This is a genomic window from Mesorhizobium sp. LNHC232B00 (assembly GCF_000502435.1).
Lineage (GTDB): Bacteria > Pseudomonadota > Alphaproteobacteria > Rhizobiales > Rhizobiaceae > Mesorhizobium > Mesorhizobium opportunistum.
Genome location: NZ_AYWP01000001.1, coordinates 421,299 through 441,317, shown reverse-complemented (window position 1 = coordinate 441,317; position 20,019 = coordinate 421,299). Strand labels below are relative to the sequence as shown.

General features: G+C 62.7%; 16 protein-coding genes and 1 pseudogene. 4 read left to right on the top strand and 13 right to left on the bottom strand.

The window, feature by feature from the left end:
• Positions 1–134 precede the first annotated feature (134 nt).
• Both X743_RS166535 and X743_RS166540 read right to left on the bottom strand, forming a co-directional pair.
• Positions 135–1,811, bottom strand: coding sequence for an NAD+ synthase (locus X743_RS166535; RefSeq protein WP_023763654.1), 1,677 nt, complete (start codon positions 1,809–1,811; stop codon positions 135–137).
• A gap of 75 nt (positions 1,812–1,886) precedes the next feature.
• A complete protein-coding gene (locus X743_RS166540) occupies positions 1,887–2,603 on the bottom strand; it encodes a DNA-3-methyladenine glycosylase I (RefSeq protein ID WP_023763653.1) in 717 nt (238 codons plus the stop codon).
• 86 nt (positions 2,604–2,689) lie between these two features.
• Between X743_RS166540 and X743_RS166545 the strand changes: the two genes are divergently transcribed.
• Positions 2,690–3,250 carry a DUF1003 domain-containing protein gene (locus X743_RS166545; protein ID WP_023763652.1) on the top strand — a complete coding sequence of 187 codons (561 nt, stop codon included), beginning with the start codon at positions 2,690–2,692 and terminating at the stop codon, positions 3,248–3,250.
• Positions 3,247–3,834, top strand: a complete 588-nt coding sequence (locus X743_RS166550; protein ID WP_023763651.1) for a DedA family protein — start codon at positions 3,247–3,249, stop codon at positions 3,832–3,834. The genes X743_RS166545 and X743_RS166550 overlap by 4 nt, the downstream gene beginning before the upstream one ends.
• A gap of 37 nt (positions 3,835–3,871) precedes the next feature.
• On the opposite strand, the gene X743_RS166555 is transcribed toward X743_RS166550, so the two are convergent.
• On the bottom strand, positions 3,872–4,231 hold the full coding sequence (locus X743_RS166555) for a diacylglycerol kinase (RefSeq protein ID WP_023763650.1): 360 nt from the start codon (positions 4,229–4,231) through the stop codon (positions 3,872–3,874).
• Between the two features lie 78 nt (positions 4,232–4,309).
• Positions 4,310–4,726: a GFA family protein gene (locus tag X743_RS166560; protein ID WP_023763649.1), complete on the bottom strand. Its 417-nt coding sequence runs from the start codon at positions 4,724–4,726 to the stop codon at positions 4,310–4,312.
• Positions 4,727–5,129: 403 nt separating this feature from the next.
• On the opposite strand from X743_RS166560, the gene X743_RS166565 reads away from it, so the two are divergent.
• Positions 5,130–6,200, top strand: coding sequence for a diguanylate cyclase (locus X743_RS166565; RefSeq protein ID WP_023763648.1), 1,071 nt, complete (start codon positions 5,130–5,132; stop codon positions 6,198–6,200).
• Positions 6,201–6,306: 106 nt separating this feature from the next.
• Here the strand turns inward: X743_RS166565 and X743_RS166570 are convergent, their stop codons facing one another.
• The 3 genes from X743_RS166570 to X743_RS166580 form a co-directional block, all read right to left on the bottom strand.
• Positions 6,307–7,680 carry a 3-deoxy-7-phosphoheptulonate synthase class II gene (locus tag X743_RS166570; RefSeq protein ID WP_023763647.1) on the bottom strand — a complete coding sequence of 458 codons (1,374 nt, stop codon included), beginning with the start codon at positions 7,678–7,680 and terminating at the stop codon, positions 6,307–6,309.
• Positions 7,681–7,815: 135 nt separating this feature from the next.
• Positions 7,816–11,313, bottom strand: a complete 3,498-nt coding sequence (gene mfd / locus X743_RS166575) for a transcription-repair coupling factor (protein ID WP_023763646.1) — start codon at positions 11,311–11,313, stop codon at positions 7,816–7,818.
• A 69-nt stretch (positions 11,314–11,382) separates the two neighbouring features.
• Positions 11,383–11,670, bottom strand: coding sequence for a succinate dehydrogenase assembly factor 2 (locus X743_RS166580; RefSeq protein ID WP_013895230.1), 288 nt, complete (start codon positions 11,668–11,670; stop codon positions 11,383–11,385).
• Positions 11,671–11,762: 92 nt separating this feature from the next.
• Between X743_RS166580 and recG the strand changes: the two genes are divergently transcribed.
• Positions 11,763–13,871 carry an ATP-dependent DNA helicase RecG gene (gene recG / locus X743_RS166585; protein WP_023763645.1) on the top strand — a complete coding sequence of 703 codons (2,109 nt, stop codon included), beginning with the start codon at positions 11,763–11,765 and terminating at the stop codon, positions 13,869–13,871.
• Here the strand turns inward: recG and X743_RS166590 are convergent.
• From X743_RS166590 to X743_RS01000000168555, 6 genes and pseudogenes are all read right to left on the bottom strand, one after another.
• Entirely contained in the window at positions 13,823–14,578 is a 756-nt protein-coding gene (locus X743_RS166590; protein WP_031257382.1) for a DUF502 domain-containing protein, read from the bottom strand. The genes recG and X743_RS166590 overlap by 49 nt on opposite strands.
• Positions 14,579–14,659: 81 nt before the next feature.
• On the bottom strand, positions 14,660–14,962 hold the full coding sequence (locus tag X743_RS166595) for a HigA family addiction module antitoxin (RefSeq protein ID WP_023763643.1): 303 nt from the start codon (positions 14,960–14,962) through the stop codon (positions 14,660–14,662).
• 32 nt (positions 14,963–14,994) lie between these two features.
• Entirely contained in the window at positions 14,995–16,818 is a 1,824-nt protein-coding gene (gene glmS / locus X743_RS166600) for a glutamine--fructose-6-phosphate transaminase (isomerizing) (protein WP_023763642.1), read from the bottom strand.
• A gap of 173 nt (positions 16,819–16,991) precedes the next feature.
• Positions 16,992–18,350, bottom strand: coding sequence for a bifunctional UDP-N-acetylglucosamine diphosphorylase/glucosamine-1-phosphate N-acetyltransferase GlmU (glmU, locus tag X743_RS166605; protein ID WP_023763641.1), 1,359 nt, complete (start codon positions 18,348–18,350; stop codon positions 16,992–16,994).
• 146 nt (positions 18,351–18,496) lie between these two features.
• Positions 18,497–18,934 (bottom strand): hypothetical protein, encoded by a 438-nt coding sequence (locus X743_RS166610; protein WP_023763640.1) that lies wholly within the window; start codon positions 18,932–18,934, stop codon positions 18,497–18,499.
• Between the two features lie 83 nt (positions 18,935–19,017).
• Positions 19,018–19,840: pseudogene (locus X743_RS01000000168555) on the bottom strand (cytochrome c biogenesis CcdA family protein).
• Positions 19,841–20,019 lie beyond the last annotated feature (179 nt).

Genomic DNA, 20,019 nt, shown 5'->3' with positions numbered 1-20,019 from the left:
TCGGTCCACTAGAGCAGTTCGCCGTTTCACGGAAATGGCGAACTGCTCTAACTCTTTGTTTTAACGCAATTCCTAAGGGAAAGCGCTACGCGCTTTTCCCGGGAAAACCGTTTCACACTTTTCCTGGAATTGCCCTAGCCGCGATCCCGGAATCGGTTGGTGATGGGATAGCGGCGGTCGCGGCCGAAATTCTTCCTGGTGATCTTCACACCCGGTGCCGCTTGCCGGCGCTTGTACTCGGCGATGTAGAGCAGGTGCTCGATGCGCGTCACCGTCGCCCGGTCATGGCCGCGCGCGACGATGTCGTCGACCCCCATCTCGTTCTCGACCAGGCATTCGAGGATGTCGTCCAGCACCGGATAGGGCGGCAGCGAATCCTGGTCGGTCTGGTTTTCGCGCAATTCCGCCGACGGCGCCTTGTCGATGATATTCTTCGGGATCACCTCGCCCGAAGGCCCGAGCGCGCCCGGCGGCACATGGCTGTTGCGCCAGCGCGAGAGCGCGTAGACCTGCATCTTGTATAGGTCCTTGATCGGATTGAAGCCGCCATTCATGTCGCCGTAGAGCGTGGCATAGCCGACCGACATCTCGCTCTTGTTGCCGGTAGTGACCACCATCGAGCCGAACTTGTTGGAGATCGCCATCAGGATGGTGCCGCGCGCGCGGCTCTGCAGGTTTTCTTCGGTGATGCCTTCCTTGGTGCCCTCGAAAAGCTGCGTCAGCGCATGCAGGAAGCCCTCGACCGGCTCGAAGATCGGCACGATGTCATAGCGGCAGCCAAGCGCGCGAGCGCAGTCCTCGGCGTCCTTCAGCGAATCCTTCGACGTGTAGCGGTAAGGCATCATCACCGCGCGCAGCCGCTCCTCGCCGAGCGCATCGACGGCAAGGGCGGCGCAGATCGCCGAATCGATGCCGCCGGACAGGCCAAGCACCACATTCTTGAAACCGTTCTTGTTGACGTAATCGCGCAGGCCAAGCATGCAGGCGCGGTAGTCGGCCTCTTCCCGTTCGGGGATTTTCGACATTGGCCCTTCCGCGCAGGCCCAGCCGTCGTCCGTGCGCTTCCAGGTCGTGACATCGACCGCATCCTCGAACTGGCTCATCTGGAAGGCGAGCGTCTTGTCGGCGCCGATGGCAAACGACGCGCCGTCGAAGATCAGTTCGTCCTGACCGCCGAGCTGGTTGGCATAGATGATCGGCAGCCCGCATTCGATGACCTGGCGGATGACGACCTGGTGGCGGACATCGATCTTGGCGCGGTAGTAGGGCGAGCCGTTCGGCACCAGCAGGATTTCCGCTCCGCTTTCGGCCAGCGTCTCGCAGATGCCGACTTCACCCCAGATGTCCTCGCAGATCGGAATGCCCAGCCGCACGCCACGGAAGTTGACCGGCCCCTGGATCTCCGGCCCGGCCTGGAAGACGCGCTTTTCGTCGAACTCGCCGTAGTTCGGCAGGTCGAGCTTGTAGCGCTCGGCGATGATCTTGCCGCCATCGGCGAAGACGATCGAATTGTGGGTGCCGCTCTTGCGCTTCAGCGGCGTGCCGATGATGACGCCGGGGCCGCCATCGGCGGTGTCGGCGGCAAAGTCCTGCGCGGCCTTCTCACAGGCTCTCAGGAAGGCCGGCTTCAGCACCAGATCCTCCGGCGGATAACCGGCGAGGAAAAGCTCGGTGTAGAGCACGAGGTCGGCGCCCTGGCGTGCGGCATCCGCCCTCGCCTCCCGCGCCTTGGCAAGGTTACCGGCGACATCGCCGACGGTCGGGTTGAGCTGGGCGATCGCGATGCGCAGGATGTCGAGCTTCTTGGTCATGCTTTCCGGTTTAGCGCGGCGGAATTGGCCTCGCAATGGCGTTCGTTTGGACCAATTCGGGCCAGGCTTTGGCGTTCAATCGTCGCCCACATACTCGCGCAACGACTGCGGCGAATGGTTCTCGCCGATCGACATCGCCAGGATACGCGAAATGTGCCGGCGCGCCAGGCCGGTGTCCGCCACCCATCGATTGATCTGTGTCTGGATCTTGTCGAGATCCCGCTTCGAGGTCGGACTATCGGCGATATCGAGGCCGGCATCGCGAAGGGCTGCGGCCATATCGGCCGAAATGACGAAGGCGTCCCATCCCAGCCAGCGCAGGAAATACTGACCGGTGTTGCCGCCGAGCCGGCTGCCGTGCTTGCCGAGATAGGCCATCAGCCCGACTTGATCATCGGGTGGCCAATCGGCGAGGAAATTGCCGAAGCCGCCATGTTCCCTGGATACGCGTTCGACGAAGGCCGCATTTTCCCGGACGGACCTGATCTTCTGCGGGTTGCGCACGATGCGCTGGTCGGAAACCAACTCGTGCCAGAAATCGTCAGGCTGGAACAACAGCCGCTTCGGCTCGAAACGCAGGAACGCTTCCTCGAAGCCCGGCCACTTCTGCTCGATGACGCGCCAGACGAAACCCGCCGCGAAAACGCGCTCGGCCATGGTCGAGAGGATGCGATCGTCCGGTATGCCGGCCACTGCTGCATTGTCGGGCACAGGCCCCAGCAGCGTCGCAAGCTCCGCCTCGCCGCCCTTGCGTTTTGCCGCGCGCAGACGAATTTTCTTGAAATCGGCCATCGGTCCCTCGCTGTCCGGCTGAATGTACCACTTCCCGTCAGGGCCGGCAGCCTCTACGTCTATCTCCACCGACGATGGAGATGGCCATGAACAAGACGATCGATGAACTGGCGAACCGCTGGCTCAAGCGTCGGCCGGACGGCCTCAGCCCGTTGGAAAGCCGGGTGCTGCAATCGGCGCTCGAGCGCACCACGATCTCCAGGGACACCAACAAGGCGGTGGCTTTCCACCAGACCTTTGGCGACCGCCTTGCCGATACGATCGCCCGCATCGGCGGCTCCTGGTCCTTCATCCTGGCCTTCCTGGCTTTTCTGGCCCTGTGGACCACGGGCAATGTCTGGCTGCTGTCTCGCGATGCCTTCGACCCCTACCCGTTCATCTTCCTCAACCTGGTGCTGTCGATGGTCGCCGCCCTGCAGGCGCCGGTGATCATGATGGCGCAGAACCGCCAGACCGAACGCGACCGCATCGATGCCGCCCATGACTATGAGGTCAATCTGAAGGCCGAGATCGAGATCATGGCGCTGCACGAAAAGCTGGATGAGCTGCGCCACAGCCAGATCCTCGGCATGCGCGAAGAGATCGCGCGGCTGGCCGATCTCGTCAAGCGGATCGACGAGAGGCTGTCGCAACAGTCGGCTACATGACCGACGCGATCCATCATTTCATCGAACAGTATGGCCTGCTTGCCGTCTTTCTCGGCTGCGTTGCCGAAGGGGAAAGTGCTGCCATCCTCGGCGGCTTCTTCGCCCATCAGGACGTTTTCGTGCTGTGGCATGCCGTTGTCGCGGCAGCCCTCGGGGCCTTTGCCGGCGACACCTTGTTCTTCATCCTGGGCAGAAGTTTCGCCGACAATCGCCACGTCGTCAGGCTGCGCGGCCGGCCCGGTTTCCGCCGCGCTTACCGCCTGCTCAACACCCATCCAAACATCTTCGTGCTGTCGAACCGCTACGTCTACGGCATGCGCCTGGTCGGCGGCATCGCGGCCGGCCTTTCGACCATAGCCGCACCGCGCTTCGTCATCCTCAATGCCATCTCGTCGATGATCTGGGCGGTGCTGTTCAGCTCGATCGGCTATGTCTTTGGACTGGGGGCGGAGCATTTGATCGGCCAGGCGCTGATGCGCCACGAGCGGCTGTTCATCGGACTTGGCATCGGTCTCACCGTGGCCGTACTTGCCTGGCTGGTCGCCCGCCATATCGCCAAGAAGGAGCGCGGCCACGAGCAGTGATGTCGCCCGCCGGATCGAGGCGCGGACGTCAGATGGGTCAGATGGGAAAGCCGGTGAGCCGCTCGACGAGCGCAATGCCCCAGACGCCGGCGACGATGACCACCGAGATCAGCACCGCCAGCGAACCGCAATCCTTGGCCAGCTGGATGTCGACATTGAACTCGCGGCTGAAGGCGTCGCAGGCCGCCTCGATGCCGGTGTTCAAGACCTCGACCATGATCAGCAGCAGAACCGCGCCGATCAGCAACGCGTAACCGCGCCACGACACCGAAACGAACCACCCTGCCGGCAAGGCGAGCGCAAGGAGCGTCAGCTCCTGCTGAAATGCCTTCTCGTTGGCGGCCAGCTTGCGAAACGCTCGCACCGAATTGATAAAAGCGTCGATCAGCCGCTGCATGCCCAAATCCCTCTCCGAACCACCGGCACGGGATAAAGCAATGGCCCGATCAATGGAATAAGCGGTCTCGTCCAAAATTCATTCCGCGACCGGTATCGATGGGGTCGACTTTTCAAACTGCGGCAGCCCGTCATCGATCGAATAATAGTCGCCCTTGTCGCCAACGAAGATATGACAGTCGCCCTTGAGGCCCGTCGGCCTGTCGAACGATCCCGCCATGACCGAAATGTAGTCTTGATCCCCCGGTTTCCAGAAAAGCACCGACCCGCATGCCTTGCAAAAGCCCCGCCTGGCGAAGGAGGAAGCCTCGTACCATGTGATGCTTTCCGAACCTTCGATGACGATATCGGCGTCGGCGACATTGGTCGCGGCGTAGAAATGGCCGCTCTGCTTGCGGCACTGCGAGCAGTGACAATAGACAACGCCGCGCAGCGCGCCGCGCGTCCGGAAGCGGACCGCTCCGCACAGACAAGATCCCTGGTGACTGTCACTCATTCCAACCTCCTCCGAAAACGCGGCATCGTCCTCACCGCCAGGATTCCAGCTTTGCGCCGGCCGCACGCAAGCAAATGCGACATGCTCTGGTGCAGCAAATCCGAAATTCGGTTTCTCCAACAGCGTAACAGGCCTGCGAACTCAGCTGCCAAACCGGCATTGTTTTCGGACTGTTGGTGGCAGGCTGAAGCCTTCACAGCCGCAGCCGGAGAAAAACCTGCGGATTTTATGCGAATTAAGGAAACTTTAGCGCTAGCGCATCTATGGTCATGTCGTGTGAAGGTTGCGGGTGGGGACGCGCCTCTTCGCGTCTCGTTCTGGAATGTCGGTAGCATTCCCCCATGTCGGCGATAAGTGGACCCGCAAATCTTCGCCGGGATCCAAGGGGAAGAGTGGATCAGACATGCAGCCGGCAGCCACCCAGACCGAAAGAAACACCGATATCGCCAGCACCGTCGTCACGACCATGCGCCAGCTTGGCGTGCTCGGCGTGCCGCGCAACTACGAGATTTTCTACGAGGCATTGAGCGGCACCAACCGCGAGCTCAGTCTCGCCGTCGTGTCGCTGAGCAGCCGGCCGACGCAGGATGAGCTGGATCAGATCGGGCGCACCTTCTTTGCCCACAACCATGGCCCCGGCATCGTTGAGCATGCGCGGGACGTCATCGCCAGGGAGCTTGAGGAAGTCGCATCACTCCTGCGGAGCGAGCGCAGCCACATCGAGAAATACGGCAGGATCCTCGACGAGACATCGAGCGGTCTGAGCGGCCGCAGCCTACTGTCGCAGGACCTCTTGCAGAAGATCGCCAACGCCATGTCGGTCGCCACCAGTTCGACGATCGATCATGGCAGGCAGATTGCATCGACACTCCGTGACAAGACGGCCGAACTCGAGAGCGTCAAGTCGAAGCTCGAGGAATACAAGCGGCTGGCCGACACCGACCCGTTGACCCAAATCTGGAACCGCCGCGCCTTCGACAAGGAAATCACCAGGATCTACAACAGCAACAAGGGCATCCTGTTCAATGCCCTGATCCTTGCCGACATCGATCGGTTCAAGGACATCAACGACCGCTACGGCCATCCGGTCGGCGACAAGATCATCCAGATCATCGCCGAGATTTTCCAGACCAGCATTCGCGGCGACATGTTCGTCGCCCGCACCGGCGGCGAGGAGTTCGCGCTGATCATCGAGGGCGCCAGCGAGGACGCCACCTACGATATCTCGGAGCGCATCCGTGCGCTGATCGAGCAGACGCCGTTCACCAGCAGCCAGACCGGCGCCAATTACGGCACCGTCACCGTCTCCATGGGTATCTGCATGGCATCCGAGGCCGATGGCCCGGAAGACCTCTACACCAAGGCCGACCGGGCGCTTTACCGTTCCAAGGTCAGCGGGCGCAACCGCGTCACCAAGCACTCGACAATGGCCGGCCGCGCCGGCAAGAGTTGGCTTCTCTACAAGAAGGACTGAAGCCTTCCATCCCGCCCTGTCGGCTCGGCAAGTATTTGACCACAAACGGAAAAGGCGCCGGATTTCCCAGGCGCCTTTTCTTTGCGTCAGTCCAGCCTGGCAGCAATCAGCCGTTCACGACCTGCTTGTGCCGCACCGGATGACTCTTCTTCAGGAGATCCGACACCAGGAATGCCAGTTCGATCGCCTGGTCGGCATTGAGGCGCGGGTCGCAATGCGTGTGGTAGCGGTCCTGCAGTTCCTCGGCGGTGATGGCGCGCGCGCCACCGGTGCATTCGGTGACGTTCTTGCCGGTCATCTCGACATGGATGCCGCCCGGATGCGTGCCTTCGGCGCGGTGCACCTCGAAGAAGGTCTGCACCTCCTTCAGGATGCGGTCGAAAGGCCGCGTCTTGTAGCCGGCGGCCTCGATGGTGTTGCCGTGCATCGGATCCGACGACCAGACGACGCTGCGGCCTTCCTTCTGCACCGCGCGCACCAGCTTCGGCAGATGGTCGGCGACCTTGTCGGAACCGAAGCGCGCGATCAGCGTCAGCCGGCCGGGCTCATTGTCCGGATTGAGCAGGTCGATCAGCTCCAGCAAGCCATCCGGCGTCAGCGACGGGCCGCATTTCAGGCCGAGCGGGTTCTTGATGCCGCGGCAATACTCGACATGGGCATGGTCGGGCTGGCGGGTGCGGTCGCCGATCCAGATCATGTGGCCTGACGTGGCGTACCAGTCGCCGGAGGTCGAATCGACACGGGTCAGCGCCTCCTCGTAACCGAGCAGCAGCGCCTCGTGGCTGGTGTAGAAATCGGTCTCGCGCAGGGCATAGTTGGTTTCCGAGGTGATGCCGACGGCCTTCATGAAGTCCATCGTCTCGGTGATGCGGTTGGCGAGCGACTCGTACTTCTCGCCTTGCGGGCTGTCGGAGACAAAGCCGAGCATCCAGCGATGCACGTTCTCCAGGCTGGCATAGCCGCCCTGCGCGAAAGCGCGCAGAAGGTTGAGCGTCGCGGCCGACTGGCGGTACGCCATTTCCTGGCGGGCGGGATCGGGAATGCGCGACTTCTGATCGAATTCGATGCCGTTGATGATGTCGCCACGATAGCTCGGCAGCGTCACCTCGCCCTTGGTCTCGTTGTCGGACGAACGTGGCTTGGCGAACTGGCCGGCAACACGGCCAACCTTCACCACCGGCTGCGCGCCGGCAAAGGTCAGCACGACCGACATTTGCAGGAAGACGCGGAAGAAGTCGCGGATATTGTCCGCGCCATGTTCGGCAAAACTCTCGGCGCAGTCGCCGCCCTGGAGGAGGAAGGCCTCGCCGGCGGCGACAGTCGCGAGCTGCTTCTTCAGCTTGCGCGCCTCGCCGGCAAAGACCAGCGGCGGAAAGGTGGCGAGTTGGGCCTCCGTGTTCTTCAGCGCGCCAAGATCCGGATAAGCAGGAACCTGCTTGATCGGCTTTGCTCTCCACGAATTCGGCGACCATTTCGTCATCGCTGCACCCAACGCTCTTTCCGGCAAGCACCCTCGCCCGCCATTTCCAGCCCCTATAGGGGTGGCGGCTCCATACACGAAGCCGATTTTCTATTCTAGACCGGAATTTCAGCGCTGGCGAATGATGGCCGGCGGCTAGGCGGCCTTCTCCACCAGCCGCGCCAGCTGCGTCATGACGACCGCGGAGCCGGCAAGCCGCTTCTCGGCCGTCGGCCAGTCGCGAGTGAAGACGACACTGTGGTCAGGCCTGATCTTGGCCAATGACCCCTGTTCGCCAATGAACTTGACCAGACCGACCGGGTTGGAGAATTCGCGCTTGCGGAAGTGGATGACGACGCCCTTCGGCCCGGCGTCGAGTTTTTCCACATTGGCCTTGCGGCAGAGCGCCTTGATGAAGACGATCTTCAAGAGATGCTTCACCTCGTCCGGCAGCGGGCCGAAACGGTCGATCAGCTCGGCGCCGAAAGCATCGATCTCCTCGGTGTTTTCGAGATCGCCGAGGCGGCGGTAAAGCGCCAGCCTGAGCTGCAGGTCGGGCACATAGCTTTCCGGGATCATCACCGCGGTGCCGACGGCGATCTGCGGCGACCAGCCGCCATCCTGGACCTCGCCGGAATCCTTCACCTCGGCCACCGCCTCTTCCAGCATCTGCTGGTAAAGCTCGAAGCCGACCTCCTTGATGTGGCCGGACTGTTCTTCGCCCAGAAGATTGCCGGCGCCACGGATATCGAGATCGTGGCTGGCGAGTTGGAAGCCGGCGCCCAGCGTGTCGAGCGACTGCAGCACTTTCAGCCGGCGCTCGGCCGTGTCGGTCAGCTTGCGGTTGGCCGGCAAGGTGAACAGCGCATAGGCGCGCACTTTCGAGCGGCCGACGCGGCCGCGCAGCTGGTAGAGCTGCGACAGGCCGAACATGTCGGCGCGATGGATGATCAGCGTGTTGGCGGTCGGGATATCCAGGCCGGATTCGACGATGGTCGTCGACAAAAGCACGTCGTACTGGCCGTCATAGAAGGCATTCATGATGTCGTCGAGTTCGCCTGGCGGCATCTGGCCGTGGGCCACGGCGACTTTCAGTTCCGGCACGGATTCACGCAGAAAATCATGGATTTCGACGAGATCGCTGATGCGCGGAACCACATAGAACGAATGTCCTCCGCGATAGCGCTCGCGCAGCAGCGTCTCGCGGATGACCAGCGGATCGAAGGGCGAGATGAAGGTGCGCACCGCCATGCGGTCGACAGGCGGCGTGGCGATCAGCGACAGTTCGCGAACGCCGGTCAGCGCCAGTTGCAGCGTGCGCGGGATCGGCGTCGCCGACAGCGTCAGCACGTGGACGTCGGTCTTCAGATCCTTCAGCCGTTCCTTGTGCTTGACGCCAAAGTGCTGCTCCTCGTCGATGATCAGCAGGCCGAGATTCTTGAACGAGATGGCAGATCCGAGCAACGCATGGGTGCCGATGACGATGTCGACCTGGCCCTCGGCCATGCCCTTTTTGGTTTCCGCCAGTTCTTTGGCGCCAACCAGCCGCGAGGCCTGGGCGACACGGATCGGCAGGCCGGAAAACCGCTGCGAAAACGTCTTGAAGTGCTGGCGCGACAACAGCGTCGTCGGCACCACCACGGCGACCTGGAACCCTTCCATGGCCGCGATGAAGGCGGCGCGCAGCGCCACTTCGGTCTTGCCGAAGCCGACGTCGCCGCAGATCAGCCGGTCCATCGGCTTGCCGGCGCCGAGGTCATCCCTGACCGAGTCGATCGCCGTCTGCTGGTCGTCGGTTTCCTCGTAGGGGAAACGCGCCGAGAATTCGTCATAAAGGCCTTCGGCCGGCACCAGCGCCGGTGCTGCCCGCATCTGCCGTTCGGCGGCGATGCGGATCAATTGCCCGGCCATGTCGAGCAGACGCTTCTTCAGCTTCGCCTTGCGCGACTGCCAGGCGCCACCGCCGAGCTTGTCCAGCGTCGCCTCGGCTGTGTCAGAGCCGTAGCGCGACAGGAGCTCGATGTTTTCCACCGGCAGGAACAGCCGGTCGTCGCCGGCATAGTGGATTTCCAGGCAATCATGCGGCGCACCGACGGCTTCGATGGTGCGCAGGCCGATGAAGCGGCCGATGCCGTGGTCGGCATGGACGACGATATCGCCGGCCGACAAGGCCGACGCTTCGGCGATGAAGTCGGAAGCACGCTTCTTGCGCTTCGAGCGCCGGATCAGCCGGTCGCCCAGAATGTCCTGTTCGGCGACGACGACCAGCCTTTCGGTCTCGAAGCCGGATTCCAGCGGCAGCACGGCCAAGGCCGCTTGCCCCGGCTCGAGTTGTTCGGCTTCGGCCAGCGTCTCGACCTGTTTGAGGTTGCCGAGATGATGCTCGGCCAGGATCTGGCCAAGCCGGTCGAGGGAACCTTCGGTCCAGCCGGCGATGACGACGCGGCGACGGGCCGCGCGCTCATCGGCGATATGCCTGACGACGACATCGAAGACATTGACGTTCGGATCGGCGCGCTCCTCGACGAAGCTGCGGCCATGGCGTGATCCGGCGTGGTAGACCTTTTTGGCGCCGGCATCGGGCGCGTCGAACGGCGTGAAGTCGATCGCTTCGCGCGGCCCGAGCGAGGCGATCAGGTTTTCCGGCGAGAGATAAAGCAGATCCGGCGCCACCGGCTTGTAGGGCACGGCATCCTTCAAAGCCGCGTCCGCCTGCTTCTTGCGCGCCTCGTAGTGGTCGAGAATCAGCGTATGGCGTTCGGCCAACGCCTCATGCGCCAAGTGGTCGAAGACGACAGGCGTGTCCGGTAGATAGTCGAACACGGTCTCCAGCCGCTCGTAGAAGAACGGCAGCCAGTGCTCCATGCCGGCGAAACGCCTGCCCTCGCTGACCGCCGCATAGAGGCCGTCATCACGCTGCGGTGCGCCGAAGGCTTCGATATAGGCGCGGCGGAAGCGGCTGATGGTTTCGGGCGTCAGCGCCACCTCGCTCATCGCCTGCAGCGCCATCGACTTGCGCTGGCCGGTGGTGCGCTGCGTAGCGGCATCGAAGACGCGGATCGATTCCAGCGTGTCGCCGAAGAAATCGAGCCTCAGCGCCTCGGTCCAGCCCGGCGCGAAGAGGTCGAGAATGCCGCCACGCACGGCGAATTCGCCGATACCGCGCACCGTCGGCACCCGTTCGAAGCCCGACGTTTCCAGCCGCGACACCAGCGCGTTCATGTCGATCTGGTTGCCGGGCCTGGCATGAAAAGTCTGTGCCTCGACAAGCTCGGCCGGCGGAATGCGCTGCAGCAGCGCGTTGGCGGTGGTGAGGATGACGGCGCGGTGTGGCTTCCTGGCCAGCGCGATCATGGCGGTCAGCGCATCGAGGCGCTTGGCGGCGGCATCCGAACCGGGCGAAACGCGGTCATAGGGCAGACAATCCCAGGCCGGCAGTTCGAGCACCGGAAGGCCGGGCGCCGCGAAGGACAACGCCTCGATGATTGCCGGCAGGCGCTGGCCGTCACGCGCCACGAACAATACCGGCTTGTCGGGCGCGATCTCTAGCGCGGCCTGCACCAGCGCGAAGGCTTCATAGCCATCGGCGACACCGTCGACGATGAACTGGCCGGCATGGCCTTTCGGCAGACCAATGGTGGGAATGAGGCTCATCAAATCACGGTCTTGTTTGTCGCAATTCCCAGGAAAACTGCTTGGCACTTTTCCTGGAATTGCTTGTGTTCAGAAAATCATGGTCCGGCGGGACGCCAGGATCTTTTGCAGGACGGCGCAGTCGATATCCGCCGGCACCGGGCGTTCGCCAGTGATCAGCGGCAGGAATTCGGTGTCGGGAATGTCGAGGAGCCTCTCATATTGGTCGATCTCCTCGGCCGTCAAGGCGCCGATCTCGGCATCGGCGAAGGTGCCGAGGATCAGATCCATCTCGCGCAAGCCGCGATGCCAGGAGCGGAACAAGAGCTTGCGGCGGTGGACGTCCAGCCCCTCGCTTGATCGTTTCGTTCCGGTCATTGTTGCGCATCCTCACTTGCTGCGGCGCATATAGCGTGGATAGAAGGGGCTGTCAGCCTTGCGCTGCTGCCGTCGCGACATAAGCTGACATCATGCGTCCTTCCATCCTCGACCCCCTCTTTGTCCCGATCACCTCGCTCGCCGGCATCGGGCCGAAGGTGGGCGCATTGATCGAGAAAGTCGTCGCCGCCGATCTCGGCGATCGCGCGGCGCGCGCCGGCGACCTTCTGTTCGTGCTGCCGCACACCGTCATCGACCGCCGCAACCGGCCGGGCATCGCGCTCGCCGCCGAGGGCGCGATCGTAACGCTCGAGGTGCGCATCGACCGTCATCAGCCGCCGCCGCGCGGCAACCGGTCGGTGCCCTACCGGGTCTTTGCCCATGACGATACCGGCGAAATCGGGCTGACCTTCTTCCATGCCCATGCCTCCTATCTCGAAAAGGCGATGCCAGTCGGCGAGCATGTCGTGGTCTCGGGCCGCATGGAATGGTTCAACGGCCGCCCGACCATGGTCCATCCCGACCATATCGCCATGGCCAGCGAGGCGGAAAACCTGCCGCTGGTCGAACCGGTCTACCCGCTCACCGCGGGGCTGTCCGGCAAGGTGCTGCGCCGGGCGATCGGCCAGGCGCTCGGCCGCTTGCCCGAATTGCCCGAGTGGCAGGACAGCGCCTTCATGCGCCGGCACACCTTTCCGACCTTTGGCGATGCGCTCGCCCGCATCCACAACCCGGCCGATCCGATCGACGTCTCCATCGACGGCGCTGCCTGGCGGCGCCTCGCCTATGACGAATTGCTGGCGGGCCAAGTCTCGCTGGCGCTGGTGCGGGCAAAGATCCGCCGCTTGTCTGGCCGTCCCCTGGTCGGCGACGGCAGCATCGTAGAGAAACTGCGCGCAGCGCTTCCTTATTCGCTGACCGCTTCCCAGGAATTCGCGCTGGCCGAAATCAATGCCGACCTCGCCGACCCCGAGCGCATGCTGCGGCTTCTGCAAGGCGATGTCGGGTCCGGCAAGACGGTCGTCGCGCTGCTTGCCATGGCGCGCGCCGTCGAGGCTGGCGGCCAGGCGGCGTTGATGGCGCCGACCGAAATCCTGGCGCGCCAGCATCTGGCGACGATCGCCCCGCTTGCCGCCAGCATAGGCCTGCGCATCGCCATCCTGACCGGGCGCGAGAAAGGCCGCGAACGCGCCGACACGCTGGCCAGCCTGGCCAGCGGCGAGATCGACATCGTCGTCGGCACCCACGCGCTGTTCCAGGAAACGGTGACCTTCCACGACCTGGTGCTGGCCGTCATCGATGAGCAGCACCGCTTTGGCGTCCACCAGCGGCTTGCCATCACGGCCAAGGGCGATGCACCCGACATGCTGGTGATGACGGCGACACCCATCCCGCGCACGCTGGTGTTGACCGCCTTCGGTGACATGGACGTGTCGAAATTGACGGAAAAGCCGGCCGGCCGCCAGCCGATCCGAACCGTCACGCTGCCGCTGGAGCGCCTGGACGAACTGGTCGGCCGCATGGTCGATGCCGTCGCCGGCGGCCAGAAGATCTACTGGATCTGTCCGTTGGTCGAAGAATCCGAAGAGATCAAGCTGATGTCGGCGGAAGACCGTTTCGCCTCGCTGAAACCGCTGTTCGGCGATCGTATCGGCCTTGTCCATGGCCGCATGAAGGGTGCGGAGAAGGACGAGGCGATGCGCGCCTTCAAGCAAGGCGAGACACGCATCCTGATCGCCACCACGGTCATCGAGGTCGGCGTCGACGTGCCCGATGCCACCGTCATGGTCATCGAGCATGCCGAGCGCTTTGGGCTGGCGCAGTTGCATCAACTGCGCGGCCGTGTCGGACGCGGCGACAAGCCGTCCTCCTGCGTGCTGCTCTACAAGGATCCGCTCGGCGAGACCGCCAAACGCCGGCTGTCGGTGATGCGCGAGACGGAGGACGGCTTCCTGATCGCCGAGGAAGACCTGAAATTGCGCGGTGAAGGCGAGCTTTTGGGCACCCGCCAGTCCGGCACGCCGGGCTTCCAGGTGGCGCGTATCGAGGCTCATGCCGATCTTCTGGAAGCTGCCCGCGACGATGCGAGGCTGATCCTGTCGCGCGACCCTGAGCTGCAATCCGACCGCGGCGAGGCGCTACGCCTGTTGCTCTATTTGTTCGGTCGCGACGAAGCCGTTCGGCTCCTGCGCGCCGGATGAGCCAAGGCGGCAACCGATGGGTTGGCAAGCATTCCCTCGATAGGCTCACCATTCACGACAACCATTTGCTTGACCTCGGGCGCCACCAGTCCGGCCGACACGATCAGCTTGGCACCGTCCTCGATCGTCATGTCGAGCAGCACGATGTCCGACTTCGGCACGTACATCAGGAAGCCGGTGGTCGGGTTCGGCGTGCAGGGCATGAACACGGCAATCAGCGGATCGCCTTCCTGATCAAGCTTCTGGTTGATCTCGGTCTCTTTCTCGCTGGCGACGAAGACCAGCGACCAGACGCCCTTGCGCGGATACTCGACCAGCCCGACCTGGCGGAACATGTCGCCCTTGTTCGACAGCACGGTCTCGAAAATCTGCTTCAGCGAGCCATAGATGCCACGCACCAGCGGCATGCGGCCAAGCATGCGCTCACCGAAATTTACGATGGCGCGGCCGACGATGTTGGCCGTCAGGAAGCCGATCAGCGTGATCAGGATCAGGGCGACGATCAGCCCGAAGCCCGGCACCGGGAACGGCAGGTAGGTATCGGGGTTGTAACGCGCTGGAATATAAGGTTTTACCCAGGAATCGACCCAGCCGATGAACGACCAGGCAATATAGGCGGTGATCGCCAGCGGCGCGCAGACGACGAAGCCTGTGAGGAAATAGTTCCTCAGCCGGGTCATGCCAGAAGTCTTCGGAGCGTCGGACATGGTTCACCGGGAGCGCGAATTGCAGCGCAACATTAGTGAACAGCAAGGCCGTTTGGAACTGCGAAGTTTTTAAAGGCCCGATTATGCCGCCGCTACCAGCGGTTCAATCCTCTCAAGTTCCAACGTTAGTTTCTTCGCCTCGGTCTCAAGCTCGTAAGCCTGCTGAAAATTCATCCAGAATTGAGGCGTGGTGTTGAAAAACCGCGCCAGTCGCAAAGCAGTGTCGGGGGTCAAGCCGATCTCCTCCTTGGCAATGCGTTCGATACGGGTACGAGGAAGATTGAGCTTTTTTGCGAGGGCGCCAGCGCTCATGCCAAGGGGAACGAGATATTCTTCACGCAGGAATTCTCCGGGGTGGACTGGACGGGCGAACTTCGATGCCATTCGGCTCAACCTCCCGATTTTAGAGGTAAAACTTACTCCACCGTCACCGATTTCGCCAGATTGCGCGGCTGGTCGACATCGGTGCCCATGAAGACGGCGGCGAAATAGGCCAGCATCTGGATCGGCAGCGCATAGATGATCGGCGAGATGATTTCCGGCACATCCGGCAGCACGATCGTTTCCATCGTCTTCACGCTTACCTGTGCCGCGCCCTTGCTGTCGGTGATCAGGATGATCTTGCCGCCGCGCGCCGCCACTTCCTGCATGTTGGAAACGGTTTTCTCGAAGATACGGTCATGCGGCGCGATGACGATGACCGGCATATTCTCGTCGATCAGCGCGATCGGGCCATGCTTCAACTCGCCCGCGGCATAGCCTTCGGCGTGGATGTAGGAGATTTCCTTGAGTTTCAGCGCGCCTTCCATGGCCAGCGGGAAATTGGTGTCGCGGCCGAGATAGAGCACGTCCTTGTAGCGCGATAGTTCGCGCGCGATGCGCTCGATCTGCTCCTCGAGCTTGAGCACCTGGTTGGCATAGCGCGGCGCTTCCGAAAGCGCGCGCACCAGGGTTTTCTCCTGCTCTTTCGAGATTGTGCCGCGCGCCACACCGGCGCGCACCGCAAGCGCGGCCAGCACGGACAGCTGGCAGGTGAAAGCCTTGGTCGAGGCGACGCCGATCTCGGGTCCGGCAAGTGTCGGCAGCACGACGTCGGATTCGCGCGCCATGGTCGATTCCCGCACATTGACGACGGCGCCGATCTTCATGCCGGCCTTGCGGCAGTAGCGCAGCGAGGCCAGCGTGTCGGCGGTCTCGCCCGATTGCGAGATGAAAAAAGCGGCATCGTTGGCCGACAGCGGCATCTCGCGGTAGCGGAATTCCGAGGCGACATCGATATCGACCGGCAGCCGAGCATAGCGCTCGAACCAGTATTTGCCGATCAGGCCCGCGAGATAGGCGGTGCCGCAGGCGGAGATCGCCAGCCGGTCGATCTTGGCGAAATCGAACGGCAGGTCGAGCGGCTTGGAGACGCCGGAGACGAAATCCACATAGTGAGCCAGCGTGTGCGAGATCACCTCGGGCTGCTCATGGATTTCCTTCTCCATGAAATGGCGGCGATTGCCCTTGTCGACCATGAAGCTGGTCGACAGCGACTGCTGGCGCTTGCGGGCAACCTTTTTGCCGTCGATGTCAAAGATGGCGACACCGTCGCGGCGCACCACCGCCCAGTCGCCGTCTTCAAGATAGGTGATCGAATTGGTGAACGGCGCGAGCGCGATGGCGTCCGAGCCCAGGAACATTTCGCCATCGCCATGGCCGACGGCCAGCGGCGGGCCGTTGCGGGCGCCGACGATCAGATCCTCGTCGCCCTTGAACATGATGGCCAGCGCAAAGGCGCCTTCCAGCCGCTTCAGCGCCTGATGCGCGGCCTCGACCGGCATCAGCCCCTTGGCCAGTTCGCGCGCCACCAAATGGGCAACGACCTCGGTGTCTGTCTGCGACGAGAAAGAATAGCCGTCGCGGATCAGTTCGTCGCGCAGTTCGGCGAAATTCTCGATGATGCCGTTGTGGACGATGGCGACGCCGGCGGAAAAATGCGGATGCGCATTGGTCTCGTTGGGTACACCATGGGTCGCCCAGCGTGTATGGCCGATGCCGATGGTGCCTTCGAGCGGCTCGTCCTTGAGCCGGCGTTCGAGGTTGACCAGCTTGCCTTCGGCGCGCCGGCGGCCAAGCTCACCCTTCTCGATAGTGGCGACGCCGGCCGAGTCATAGCCGCGATACTCGAGCCGCTTCAGCGCATCGACAATGAGCGGCGCAACCTGCGAGTGGCCGACGATTCCAACGATACCGCACATGCAGACAGCCCCCAATTCCCCGTGGAAAACCAGCGTTATTTAGGGATGGCCGGTTCGCCGCGAAAGTCACATTGCATTTCGTCCGCTGTAACGGACGCTTCTGCACGCATGCATCATGACACAGCGCACTTGCAATCCGGTTACCGCAATCGTTCAGTTTTTGAAGGCCGGTCTTACTTCTTTTTGGCAGCCGCGGCCGAGGCAAAGCGCTCGCGCAATTCCTTGCCCTTGCCGGGGATCGTCTTCTGGCGGGCGCGACCAAAGGCCAGCGCATCGTCGGGTACACTTTCGGTGATCACGCTGCCCGAGGCGATGTAGCCGCCCTTGCCGATTGTAATAGGCGCGACCAGCGAGGAATTCGAGCCGATGAAGGCACCCTCGCCGATGTCGGTGAAGAATTTCGAGTATCCGTCATAGTTGCAGGTGATGGTGCCGGCGCCAATATTGGCCCCCGCGCCGACGCGTGCATCGCCGATATAGGTCAGATGATTGACCTTGGCGCCTTCCTCGATAACAGCCTGCTTGACCTCGCAGAAATTGCCGACTTTTGCCTTTTCCCGCAGATCGGCGCCCGGCCGCAGCCGCGCGAACGGACCGACATCGCAATTGCCCGCCACAGTAGCGCCTTCGATATGGCTGAAGGCATGGATCTTGGCGCCGCCGGCGATCTTTACACCCGGCCCAAACCAGACATTGGGCTCGACGATCGTGTCAGCACCGATTTCGGTGTCATGCGAGAAGAAAACAGTCTCCGGTGCGATCAGTGTCACGCCTGATAGCATCGTCTCATGCCGGCGGCGAGCCTGCCAGATACCCTCGGCTTGCGCCAGTTCGGCGCGGTTGTTGATGCCGAGCGCATTTTCAAAGCTGGCTTCGGTCGCAACCACATCGAGGCCTTGCCCGCTGGCGATCTCGACGATGTCGGTGAGGTAATATTCGCCCTTGGCGTTCTTGTTGCCGACCGCGTCGAGCAGCTTCAGCGCCTGGCTACCGGCCACCGCCATCAGCCCGCCATTGCAGAAGGTGATCTTCTTCTCTTCCTCGCTGCAATCCTTCTCCTCGCGGATGGCGACCAGCTTGCCGCCCTTTTCGATCAGCCGGCCATAGCCGGTTGGATTGGGTGTACGGAAGCCGATGACGGCGACGGCAGCACCTTCCGCCAGCTTCAGTCGCGCCACGGTCAGCGCCCCCGGATCGATCAGCGGCGTGTCACCGAACATCACCAGGACATCGTCATAACCCCTTGATATCGCTTCGCGCACGGCCAGCACGGCATGCGCGGTGCCGAGCCGTTTTTCCTGGACGAAGGTCTCTGCTTTAGGCGCGAATTTCGCCGCCGCCTTGCGCATTTCCTCCGCCCCATGGCCGATAACCAGCGCCTGGTCGCCGGCCCCGGCGGCTTCGGCCGCCTTCACCACATGCGCGACCATCGGCAGGCCCGCGATCTGGTGCAGCACCTTCGGCAGCGCACTCTTCATGCGCGTGCCTTCGCCAGCGGCGAGGATGATCGACAGGCAGGATCTCTGGCTCATAGAAGGACAACCATATGAAAGCGTTGGGAATCAAAACATGCTAGCAGTGGCGCCATGCTGGACCAATGCGGTTAAATTCCGGTGAGATGGCGGAGCAGCTGACTCTTGATCAGCGGGCTTGAGACGGAATCCGGCAGTCAGCACACCTACAACAGGCCATGTTTCCTGAATTCCGCCTGCTCGTCACCTGATATCCAGCCAAACACCTTCAGCTTGCCATCGCGCTTTTCGACGAGATAGTTGATCGCAAAGTCGATGGTCACAGGACTCCCGTCCTTGCGTTCATAATCACCGGACCAGCTTACCTCAGCCACGCAATGGTCCTGGTCGATAGGTGTCACAGAGACGTCCTTGCAGGTCATCCTCTTGCTGCCGAGGGCACGATAGGCCTCAAAACCCTTTTTCATGATGGCCTTCAACTGCTGGCCATTCTCGCCGACCATGACCGCGGCCGGCGTCACCGAGACAAAACCAGCCGAATACATGTCCGCAACGTCGTTGGGATCGACGGTGTCGGCGATCGCGTCATTGTAGACCTTCTCATAGGCCTTGAAGAACTTTCGCACATCCGCCCTGGCTACCATTCTCGCCTCCCGGCTCGAAAAAAGTGTCGGTCAATGGCACTGCAAATGCAGGCCGCCATGCATCGTTCCCGTGCTGAAGTGGACTACCCCAGCCGTCCGAGCACCGGAAAATTCTCCAGCAACCAGTAGGAGACGGCCTGCACGCCACCGGTGAGGAAAAACACGCCGGCGACGACCAGCAGCGCACCAATCGCTTTTTCCACTCGGCCGAGATGGACGCGGAATTTGCCGAGGAAACGCATGAAGGCGCCGGAAAACAGCGCCGCGATCAGGAACGGTATGCCAAGCCCAAGCGAATAGGCGGCGAGCAGCAGCGCCCCCTCGCCCACGGTTTCGCGCCCACCAGCCAGCGTCAGGATCGGCCCCAGCACCGGGCCGATGCAAGGTGTCCAGCCGAAGGCAAACGCCAGTCCCATGACATAGGCGGCGACAGCGCTTGCCGGCTTGCCCTGCGACTGGAAGCGCGCCTCGCGCGACAACAGCGGAATGCGCAGGATGCCGAGGAAATTCAGGCCCATCAGNGCCCTGCGACTGGAAGCGCGCCTCGCGCGACAACAGCGGAATGCGCAGGATGCCGAGGAAATTCAGGCCCATCAGGATGATCAGCACGCCGGCGCCCATCGCCAGCGGCTCCTGCCAGACGCGCAGCAGCCGGCCGATGGTCGAAGCGCCTGCGCCGAGCGCCACGAACACGGTCGAGAAGCCGAGCACGAAGGCGATCGAGGAATAGAGCAGGGCGCCGCGCGTGCCTTCACGCGCCGTCGCCCCGGCATTGCCGCGAAAATCGTCGACCGAGACACCGGCCATGTAGCAGAGATAGGGCGGCACCAGCGGCAGCACGCAAGGCGACAGGAACGAGATGGCGCCCGCCCCGACCGCGCTGACATAGCCGATATCCAATGCCATTCCAAAACCCTGCTGTTTCGGCGACGATACTGTTTGGGCGCCGATATAGCGAAGCCCTGGCCTGTGCGCCAATCACCAATGTGTGGCAACCGGTCGCTGTCCGGGCAATCCCCCCTTGGCCCGAATTTAGCTGCGCCACCCAACTAAGTACGACCGAACTGTGGGAATTGTTACTGGCA

Bases quoted from the DNA above. Each gene is read 5' to 3' on its own strand.
- X743_RS166535 (WP_023763654.1), bottom strand. From the start codon at position 1,811: ATGACCAAGAAGCTCGACATCCTGCGCATCGCGATCGCCCAGCTCAAC.
- X743_RS166540 (WP_023763653.1), bottom strand. From the start codon at position 2,603: ATGGCCGATTTCAAGAAAATTCGTCTGCGCGCGGCAAAACGCAAGGGC.
- X743_RS166545 (WP_023763652.1), top strand. From the start codon at position 2,690: ATGAACAAGACGATCGATGAACTGGCGAACCGCTGGCTCAAGCGTCGG.
- X743_RS166550 (WP_023763651.1), top strand. From the start codon at position 3,247: ATGACCGACGCGATCCATCATTTCATCGAACAGTATGGCCTGCTTGCC.
- X743_RS166555 (WP_023763650.1), bottom strand. From the start codon at position 4,231: ATGCAGCGGCTGATCGACGCTTTTATCAATTCGGTGCGAGCGTTTCGC.
- X743_RS166560 (WP_023763649.1), bottom strand. From the start codon at position 4,726: ATGAGTGACAGTCACCAGGGATCTTGTCTGTGCGGAGCGGTCCGCTTC.
- X743_RS166565 (WP_023763648.1), top strand. From the start codon at position 5,130: ATGCAGCCGGCAGCCACCCAGACCGAAAGAAACACCGATATCGCCAGC.
- X743_RS166570 (WP_023763647.1), bottom strand. From the start codon at position 7,680: ATGACGAAATGGTCGCCGAATTCGTGGAGAGCAAAGCCGATCAAGCAG.
- mfd (WP_023763646.1), bottom strand. From the start codon at position 11,313: ATGAGCCTCATTCCCACCATTGGTCTGCCGAAAGGCCATGCCGGCCAG.
- X743_RS166580 (WP_013895230.1), bottom strand. From the start codon at position 11,670: ATGACCGGAACGAAACGATCAAGCGAGGGGCTGGACGTCCACCGCCGC.
- recG (WP_023763645.1), top strand. From the start codon at position 11,763: ATGCGTCCTTCCATCCTCGACCCCCTCTTTGTCCCGATCACCTCGCTC.
- X743_RS166590 (WP_031257382.1), bottom strand. From the start codon at position 14,578: ATGTCCGACGCTCCGAAGACTTCTGGCATGACCCGGCTGAGGAACTAT.
- X743_RS166595 (WP_023763643.1), bottom strand. From the start codon at position 14,962: ATGGCATCGAAGTTCGCCCGTCCAGTCCACCCCGGAGAATTCCTGCGT.
- glmS (WP_023763642.1), bottom strand. From the start codon at position 16,818: ATGTGCGGTATCGTTGGAATCGTCGGCCACTCGCAGGTTGCGCCGCTC.
- glmU (WP_023763641.1), bottom strand. From the start codon at position 18,350: ATGAGCCAGAGATCCTGCCTGTCGATCATCCTCGCCGCTGGCGAAGGC.
- X743_RS166610 (WP_023763640.1), bottom strand. From the start codon at position 18,934: ATGGTAGCCAGGGCGGATGTGCGAAAGTTCTTCAAGGCCTATGAGAAG.